Origin of the sequence: Nostoc sp. (assembly GCF_036917455.1) — a bacterium.
Taxonomy (GTDB): Bacteria; Cyanobacteriota; Cyanobacteriia; order Cyanobacteriales; family Nostocaceae; genus Nostoc.
In genome coordinates this window covers 1-8,941 of record NZ_JBALDK010000132.1, presented here as the reverse complement: position 1 = coordinate 8,941, position 8,941 = coordinate 1, and the positions used below count along the sequence as shown (strand labels likewise).

At 42.9% G+C, this 8,941-nt stretch carries 8 protein-coding genes; 4 read left to right on the top strand and 4 right to left on the bottom strand.

What is annotated here, in order from left to right; genetic code table 11:
* Positions 1–133: 133 nt before the first annotated feature.
* Positions 134–2,197, top strand: a complete 2,064-nt coding sequence (locus V7K42_RS13920; protein WP_334917050.1) for a serine/threonine-protein kinase — start codon at positions 134–136, stop codon at positions 2,195–2,197.
* 103 nt (positions 2,198–2,300) lie between these two features.
* Positions 2,301–2,495: a hypothetical protein gene (locus V7K42_RS13915; protein WP_094330521.1), complete on the top strand. Its 195-nt coding sequence runs from the start codon at positions 2,301–2,303 to the stop codon at positions 2,493–2,495.
* 391 nt (positions 2,496–2,886) lie between these two features.
* Here the strand turns inward: V7K42_RS13915 and V7K42_RS13910 are convergent, their stop codons facing one another.
* Positions 2,887–4,200 carry a TldD/PmbA family protein gene (locus tag V7K42_RS13910; protein WP_334917048.1) on the bottom strand — a complete coding sequence of 438 codons (1,314 nt, stop codon included), beginning with the start codon at positions 4,198–4,200 and terminating at the stop codon, positions 2,887–2,889.
* Positions 4,201–4,215: 15 nt separating this feature from the next.
* On the opposite strand from V7K42_RS13910, the gene V7K42_RS13905 reads away from it, so the two are divergent.
* Positions 4,216–4,365 (top strand): hypothetical protein, encoded by a 150-nt coding sequence (locus V7K42_RS13905; RefSeq protein ID WP_334917046.1) that lies wholly within the window; start codon positions 4,216–4,218, stop codon positions 4,363–4,365.
* 123 nt (positions 4,366–4,488) lie between these two features.
* On the opposite strand, the gene V7K42_RS13900 is transcribed toward V7K42_RS13905, so the two are convergent.
* The 3 genes from V7K42_RS13900 to V7K42_RS13890 all read right to left on the bottom strand — a co-directional run bounded on the left by V7K42_RS13900 (position 4,489) and on the right by V7K42_RS13890 (position 7,744).
* Positions 4,489–5,349 (bottom strand): Tab2/Atab2 family RNA-binding protein, encoded by an 861-nt coding sequence (locus V7K42_RS13900; protein ID WP_334886577.1) that lies wholly within the window; start codon positions 5,347–5,349, stop codon positions 4,489–4,491.
* Between the two features lie 258 nt (positions 5,350–5,607).
* Entirely contained in the window at positions 5,608–6,252 is a 645-nt protein-coding gene (locus tag V7K42_RS13895; RefSeq protein ID WP_334917044.1) for an HAD-IA family hydrolase, read from the bottom strand.
* Between the two features lie 298 nt (positions 6,253–6,550).
* Complete coding sequence (locus V7K42_RS13890; protein ID WP_334917042.1) at positions 6,551–7,744, bottom strand: NAD(P)/FAD-dependent oxidoreductase; 1,194 nt, start codon at positions 7,742–7,744, stop codon at positions 6,551–6,553.
* A 182-nt stretch (positions 7,745–7,926) separates the two neighbouring features.
* Here V7K42_RS13890 and V7K42_RS13885 point away from each other — a divergent pair, with 182 nt between their 5' ends.
* A complete protein-coding gene (locus tag V7K42_RS13885) occupies positions 7,927–8,550 on the top strand; it encodes a 4Fe-4S single cluster domain-containing protein (protein ID WP_334917040.1) in 624 nt (207 codons plus the stop codon).
* The last annotated feature ends 391 nt before the right edge of the window (positions 8,551–8,941 follow it).

Below are 8,941 nucleotides of genomic sequence, written 5' to 3'. Positions count from 1 at the left end.
TTAAGTTGTTCAATACCTAATAAGGTAAGGGGATTGGGGATTTGTATAGTATCTCGGTGATATTGACTAACAACAGAGATTATACTGCATGACTTAAGATGAATATATACTCCCATTGAAATGGATTCCCAGTATGCTCTGTTGTGTGAATCCCGATTGCCAAAAACCCCTAAATCCTGATAAAAACAACTATTGTCACAGTTGTAGAGCGGAATTGCTCCCCCTGCTGGGAGGTCGCTATCGTCCGACTCAGATGTTGTCAGATGAGGGTGGATTTGGTAGAACCTATTTGGCAGAAGATATACACAAGCTGAATGAATGCTGTGTCGTTAAGCAATTTGCCCCAAAAGTTCAGGGAACTGGGCCATTAACAAAGGCCATTGAGCTATTTAAACAAGAAGCAAGCCGACTACAAGAACTCGCAGAACATCCGCAAATACCAACTTTGTTGGCTTATTTTGAGCAAAATGGCTATCTGTTTTTGGTACAGCAGTTTATCGATGGGCAAAACTTGCTTAAGGAATGGCAGATGTGGGGAAGCTATAGCGAAACAAAAATTCGCGAACTTTTGCTAGATTTATTGCCAGTTCTGGAGTTTATTCATCTGAAAGGAGTGATTCATCGGGATATCAAACCACAAAATATTATTCGCCGTCAAAGTGACGGGCGGTTAGTGCTAATTGATTTTGGAGCCTCCAAGCAGTTGGCGGCAACGGTGCAGACTAAGATGGGCACTGTTATTGGCTCACACGGTTACACTCCACTTGAACAAATGCAAGATGGAAAAGCTTACCCAGCTAGTGATTTATTCAGTTTGGGGGCGACTTGTTTTCATTTACTAACAGGGGTTCGCCCATCTAACCTGTGGATACAGGAGGGCTATAGTTGGGTAGGATCTTGGCGACAACATTTGAGCAGTGTTGGGAAGGAAAAGGTTTCTGTATCTATAGAGTTGGGTGAAGTTTTGGATAAGCTGTTGCAACGAGACATCCAAAAGCGTTACCAATCGGCTGATGAAGTCATAGCTGACTTGACACTTGGGCTACCACTTTTGTCATCAGTGCCTCATACTATACTTTCAACAACATTTACACCTACAGCAACAAATCAGGAGCCAGTTTCACCAAAACTCAATAAAACGCTAAAAAGTAAACTGCTATTAGGTTCTAGCATTTTGGTGTTGGGATTGGGAGGAGTTTGGTATTTCCAGAGTCCCTCAAATCAAAAAACTGAACCTTCTTTGCCTATTTCTCAGCCGATTCCGTCACCAAAAAGCGTCTCGGAAAATTATCTTCTGCCCAAACCCCTGAAGGGGCATTCCAGCGATGTCAATTCTGTAGCTTTCAGTCCTGATGGTACAACCCTTGCCAGTGCTAGTGATGATAAGACAATCAAGCTATGGAATCCGGTAAGTAGAGAGGAAATTCACACTTTACAAGGACATTCCAATTGGATTTGGACTGTAGCCTTCAGTCCAGATAACAAGATCCTCGCCAGTGGTAGTGCGGATAAGACAATCAAACTGTGGAATGTGAAGACAGGAAAGTTAATTCGGACTTTAGAGGGAAATACCGATGGAGTGACTTCTGTAGCTTTCAGTCCTGATGGTAAAACTCTTGCCAGTGGCACTGCTAGTAAGGATATGAAAATCAAACTGTGGAATTTGAAGACAGGAAAGTTAATCCGCACATTACAGGGACATACTAATGGTGTCGGATCTGTGGCTTTTAGTCCTGATGGTAAAACTCTGGCCAGTGGTAGCTGGGACAAGACAATTAAATTATGGAATCTGAAGACAGGAAAATTAATCTGCACTTTGGCGGGAAATGCAGACTCAATTCTTTCAGTTGCTTTTGCCCCGGATGGTGTCACTCTTGCCAGTGGCAGTAAAGATAAAACAATTAAATTGTGGAATCTGAAGACAGAGAAGGAAATCCGCACCTTAAAGGGGCATAAAGATAAGGTTAATTCTGTCGCCTTTTTACCAAGAAGCGTAAATCCAAATGGTGTAATCCTTGTCAGTGGCAGCAGTGACAAGACAATTAAACTGTGGAATCCGGTAACAGGAAAACAAATCCGCACTTTAGAGACGGGTTCTGGATATATTTATGCGATCGCCATTAGTCCAGATGGGCAAACTATTGCCGGTGGTGGAAGTGGTGAGAATATTCTTAAGCTTTGGGAGACGATTCACTAAAAATGATTCTGACTTCTGTTAGCAGATAGCTAAGGTTTAGCCCATTCTGACTTTTAAATTATTCTTCAATTTCCAGTTTTTGTATATATGTAATTGGTGAAAAATGGAAGATTCAGTATTCATTATATTTCTTTCCTTTGGGTTTATTTGGGTTTTGATGGGAGTTGTAGGTTGGATTGCGTTTCTAAAATCTGAGGGTGAAGAAATTAAGTTTGGGAAGTGGGGACTTATAGTTGCTATTCCAATCCTAATACCAATAATTTTTACTTTGATTATTGGTATTTTTTATCATAAGTAAATAAGTTATAGCAATCCGATTTGATTTCTGAATCACTCGTAGAGGTAAGGGATTGGGGACTGGGGACTGGGGAACTCGGGGCCCCCTTTGGGGATTAGGGGCAATGGGGACTGGGAAGAAGGAATAAAAGTGTACTGAGTTTTTTTCAAAAATCAAATATGAGTCCTATAGTAGTTCACTTGTGAATTGATTTCTGACTCAAGGCTTACATACCCAACTTCCTAGATAAATCAGGGATCTTATTGTTCATAAATGATCTATTTAGGATTGCTATGCAAAAGCACTCTCCCAAATTACAAATTACGTTAGCGAGTATTCGTTCGCTTTTAGCGTCTCGTAGAGAGCGTCATTACGAATTACGTTAGCGAAGCGGGGCGTAGCCCATTACGATTTAATTGTTTCTCCCCGTGGTAGATAGTCCTTCTACTATCAGAGATGGAGTATAACAAGAACCATTCCAATCACCATCGTTGCCCAATGCAACCAATTGCTTCAGGGCTGTGTAAACATTACCTGCAACCATCGTATCCTTAACACGCCCAATTACTTGACCATTTTGGACGCGGTAGCCTAAATCGACATTGATCGAAAAATCTCCAGAAATACTGCCGTCACCACCCAGCATTTGATCCACAATCAAGCCATTATCTAGTTGTGTAATTAAATCTGGTAGTGATACCGAACCTGGCTGGATCAGAAAATTAAATAATCCAGGAGTGGGATAGCTACCTAAACCAGGGCGAAAACCATTTCCAGTGGTGTCAGTACCCAGTTGGCGGCCAGTGGTGCGATCGCCATAAAAATTCTGTAAAGTACCATTTTGGATAAATACTAAAGATTTAGTCGGAGTGCCTTCATCATCAAAAGGGCAACTGTAAGGCCCGGCTTCTGGATCTTGGTAAAGGGTAAGACTGGGTGCAACTACTTGGTTCCCCAGGCGTTCTGCCCAGGGAGAAGCTACTTCTAAGACTAGCTTGCCATTCAAAGCTGCTTGCACAGTACCCCAAAGCATATCGGCAGCTTTAGAAGTGAACAAAATCGGGACACGACCAGTAGGGGGTGAGACATTTTCTTTAGCCCAAATTAACCGTTGTAAAATTTGGTTAGCTAATATCTTCGGGTGGAGTTTCCCCCGCTTGGTTTGACCATCAGAAACACTCAAAAAATCATCGCCCCGTACCCATTCTGCTGATACATAGCAGCTGAGGGTAGTATCGGTATAGTGACAATCTAAACCTTTAGTGTTGACTAGTCTGGTGGTTTCAATATCACATTCCCAGTCACCATTGCATACAACATCGGGATAGGCATCGCGGATGAGTGCGATCGCTTCCTTGCCCCAATTTACCAAAATCTCTACTGGTACAATTTTCCCTAAATCTTGGTAGATGGGCTGAAAGTTAGAGCCTAATTCTACAGTTTCCGGTTCATTCAGTTGACTTAATGCCAGAGCTTTTTCCACCATTACTTCGGCTAAGACAGAACCGTAAGCCACCGTGAGTCCCGGACGACCGTTTCGCCAAAGCCGTAATGCTGTACCTTCAGATTGGTTAGTTTCTAGCTGTTTGAGTCGGTTTGCCTCAAAAAACACTGGACGAGAAAGCGATCGCGACTGATACACCTCAGCAGCTTCTGCTCCAGATTTTATAGCTAGTTCCAGCAACTGTTCGGCTAGTGTATCTTGTGACAAATTTTCAGAATCCATGACCCTTAGTGAATTGTGGATTTTGAACCGCATATCAACGCTGAAAGAGAAAGTGCGATCGCTAAAAGCCGGCGATCGGGCTTTCTGCTGATGGACGCAGATAACTATCCAAAAATCATCAGCGTTTCCCTACAGTTACGATTTGAAACCACAGATCAACACTGATAGACGCAGTTAATTATCCCAAATCATTGTCATGTCTCAACGAATCTAGTCATTTGTCATTGGTCATTGGTCATTGGGCATGGTTATTCTTCTTTTCCCCCTTGTCTTTCCCAATCCCCATTTTCAAAGATTAATCTCTTGCAACAGCCAAAAACCAGCAAAAGATTGTGCTTTGGGATCGGACTGCACACCAATAAAATGCACTCCGTTAGCTTTTTGCTTGGCTTCTTCAAAACCTTTAGCCTCTGCTAAGACTTGAGGTTTTTTGATATTTGCCACAATCCAGCTTTCATTAACGCCGGTTTCTAAAAGCAATCTCGCCTCTTCACTGGTATCAAATCTCAAGAAAGCCAACTCCAAACCAGACATCCAGCCAGCCAAGGGTAACGCTCTCGGTGAGAAAATCAAAATACCAGGAATCCGGGCTTCAGGTGAAACTTTCGCCAACTCTAAAGGGAAAGCTTCACCAAAGCCAATTTCCCACTCTGGCATCTCTGCAAAATCCGCAGCATCTAAGGTAACAAATACCCACTGTTGTCCTTCTAAAGCATCTGGTAAACGTTGCGGTAAAGGTTTTTCCAAGCGGACTGAGGGATTAGTCCCTCCTTGATACCCTGGTTCTTGAGGATACACTTCCTCCATGCGCTCTTCTAACCATTGGTTGAGAACCAAAGTGCGCCGGCTAGGCTGGGCGGGAATGCCTATATCTTGGCAGGCTTTAGTAATCATGTTGTTCATTTGGCGACGGAAAAAGCGGATTTTAATTGGTGCTTTTCCAGCTTGGTCAATAGCCTCCTGCAACGCTGTCCGCAACCAGCCCGAATTTACCTGGGTACTGGGACAATATTGAGCATAGCGAAACAAAGAATCTGGTTTTGTGCCGATGTCCAAGGGGCTTTCACAGACTAAGACTTCCCAAATTTTTTTCTGATTATCGTCCAATATCGGACGGGAGTAAAAATCGATTTCCCAAATACTGCCCATGTTTTGCGGTAAAAATCTGGCTGTTATGTTTTCCTGATATCTCGATCATACGAGTCTTAGGCCAGCATTGGAAATTGGGAATTGGGCATTGGGAATTGAGATGAACAGAGTTCTGAGGCGGATGTTTCAAATCTTAACTTTTCACCATCTCTCTTATTTTGATCGGGCGATCGCTCTTAACAAATCTTGTTAGCCGATTAACTGGGCTGAAACTGTAATTTTTGCGAAAGTTTGTGAAAGTTTGTGAAAGTTTGCGATCTACTGACGATCGATCCAAATGCCTCTGAGTCCAGCTGCTTTAGCTGCATAGTAGTCTTCTACAATGCTATCGCCAATATGCCATGCTGCCTCTGGAGAACATTTATGTTTATCTAAGGCAATAGCAAAAATTTGCGGGTCGGGTTTAGCTGCACGGACCTGGGTAGAAATGGTAACGGAGGTAAAAAACTCTCTCAATCCCAAACTTTGCAATACAGAGTAAATTCGGGAATCAAAATTGGATAGTACCCCCAAAGTAATCCCTAACCGCCGCCAGTTGATTAAAGCTGGTAAAACATCAGGATAGATAAACCACGGTTCGCCAGTGCCAAAGTGGATGTAAAGTTCGCTAAAAAAAGCCGAAAAGTCAGAAAATTCCTTGAGAACACCTGCATTTTCAAAAGTGTTCAGGGCAATTATCCGCCACCAATCAAACTCGCGTTGAGGAATATCTTGCAGTTCTGCATCTGGAAATATCGGCTGCGGCGCTGTTTTAAAGCTTTTGATGAAGGCTGTATTCAATGTTTCGGCCGGAACTGTTACACCAAATTCCTCGGCTATCTGACTATAAACTTTACCCACACTGCCTTTAACATCGAAGAGTGTACCCACAGCATCTAAAAAAATAACTTTCGGTTGTTCCATCAAAGTTTGAAGATTTTGAATGTGGAATTTTAGATTTTGGCTTGTTAGGAGCTTCTGTGGGTAGAGTTTAGCATCTCCTAACCCGGATTTCTCACTACATCTCTCAAAACTTTGTGCAGGGGAGCAGGGGAGCAGGGGAGAGAATACCAAGTTTTTTCTTTCCCCTCTGCCCCTCAAGCTTGTGAGAAATGCGGGCTAAGTAAGTTGGCGGAAATAAAGCAAATCATTGTCATTGGTCATTGGTCATTTGTTCTCATTCCCAATTTCCAATTCCCTATTCCCAATGCCCAACCTTCAGTTATCGAGAAAGCGTGTCGATGATTGGACGCACCAGCCAATTAAAACCAACTTTGAGTTGATGGTCTAAAGTTGGCAACCTATATAAATAAGCCATCCGCCGGGCGACAGATGCTAAGGGCCCATCTAGTTTAATTCCCAAACCAGTAAGGGTGGCGTTGTCTTTGCCTAATGCCATCATTTCTCCTAACTGTTGGTAGTGGAAGGGAAGGAGGGGACGATTAGTAAGACTTGCCCAGATATTCCAAGCAGTATAATCAGCTTGTTGAAAAGCCGCTTGTGCCGTAGCGGGAACTTGCTGTCCTTCAACATCATGACAGTCTGCTAAATCTCCCAAGGCAAAGATTTCTGGACGATCGATTACTTGCAGATTGGGTGTAGTGCTGATTTGACCACGCTGGTTTTGCTTGAGGGGAAGAGATTTCACTACGGGCGCGACTTTATTTCCCACAGTCCAAATTACCAAATCTACGGGAATCGTATCTAACTGGTTTTTGTACTCTAGTGAAATGCTATCTTGCTCTATTGATTCGATTTTGGTTTCTAAATCGACAAATATGCCCCGGGCTTCTATTGCTTTTTTTGCTGCTTCCCGATTAAACTCTGGGGAAGTTCGCAAAATTTGATCGGCGATTTCAACGATCCGAAAGCGTCCTCTTTCACCGAGTCTGTCAGCTAACTTACAGGCTAACTCTACACCACTGTAGCCAGCGCCAATAATTGCCACCCGAATTTTATCAGCATCGGATTCTTCTAAAAATCGCAGGCGTTCTTCTAAACGATAGGCATCAGAGATGGTGCGGAATGGGTAGCCATAAGCTGTTGCACCGGGGACTAAATCTAGCGGTGTCTCGCCTCCCAAGGCCAGCACTAAGCGATCGTAAGGGATTTGTGGCCCTTCATCTATATTTACCCGTTGCTGGTCGATGTCAATTCCAGACACAACCCCTTGATAAAAACGTACCCCAGTGCCTTGTAAAAGTTCTTCAAAGGGTGGGGCAATTTCCCAGGTTTGCAGTTCGCCAGTGAGTAATTCGTAAAGTAAAGGGGAGAATAGAAAGCGATCGCTTTGATCTACTAGAACAATTTCGGGTTTTTGCGTAGATTCCCAAGGTAACTGGCTTAAGCGCAAGGCTGTATAAAGACCACCAAAGCCTCCACCAAGGATACAAATTCTAGAAGTTTGTTGAGTCATGGATTTTATCTATAAAAGGATCAATACTAGTTGGGCAATTAACTTCAGTCTAGTCAGTTAAAGCGGACTTTTCAAAATCCCATCCAGTTTTTGAGAGATTAATCATTAATTGTCACAGTTATCTAACGGTCGATCCGCTATAGTTAACGGTTAACAGGCAATGGCTAAAAGGAGTTAAAGAGATGGAAATTAAGCCAACTGACCCATCGCTAGCACTCATGGATATTCTCCCTGGCTATCTCAACATTATGGGTTACGTCGATCAATCAGAAGTTAATGGCCCTGGTTGTCGTGCAGTTGTCTGGGTACAAGGTTGTCTTCGTGAGTGTCCTGGCTGCTTTAATATTAACTCTTGGTCATTTGAGGCTAACCAACTGATTGCTGTTGATACTCTTGCCGAAAATATTCTCAGCAATTCGCACAACACTGGTGTAACATTTTCTGGTGGAGAACCCTTTTGGCAAGCAACTGCACTAGCGTCTTTAGCCCGTAAGGTAAAAGCTGCTGGGTTAAATGTAATGTCTTTTTCTGGGTTCACTCTCAAGCAACTACAGTCTCAATCTGCGCCGCCTGGTTCCCAAGAATTATTAGAACAACTTGATATCCTGATTGACGGGCCTTTTGTGCAATCTCTGGCAATTAATTCTCCTAACTCTCCAGTTTCTTCTAGCAATCAACGGGTTCGTGTGTTAAACCCGGCTTTTCAAGACCAGATTACTTGGGCTAGCGACCAGATAGAAATCCACATCCTCAAGGATGGTGGGCGCATCGTCACCGGTTATCAAGGTGGACTGGAATTAGTATAAGTCACTTTAGATAGTTGAGTGATCGCGCCTATGATATTTTACGTACCCAGCATCAACCTTTAGATGCAATATTTGCTGTTATTAAGCTCAATCAAATTTAGCTGCTCTTAGTGTCTGTAGTGTCTGCTCCAAAAACCCCCTTTTTCGCGGATATAGGACACCAAACACCACAGACATTAAACTTTGAAACGCTTATACAGTATAGATATTGACAGACACCGCTACAGACACGACTTAGAGGTTGAATGAACAAGTGTTTCGCTGTGACTTTAGGCACTTTTAGATCCCCCCTAAATCCCCCTTTTGAAGCTATCCATTATAAACATCTTTCTTAATACAAAATTTGACAAAAGTCAGCAGTTATGGGGAGGAGGATGAAGGAAAAAAATCA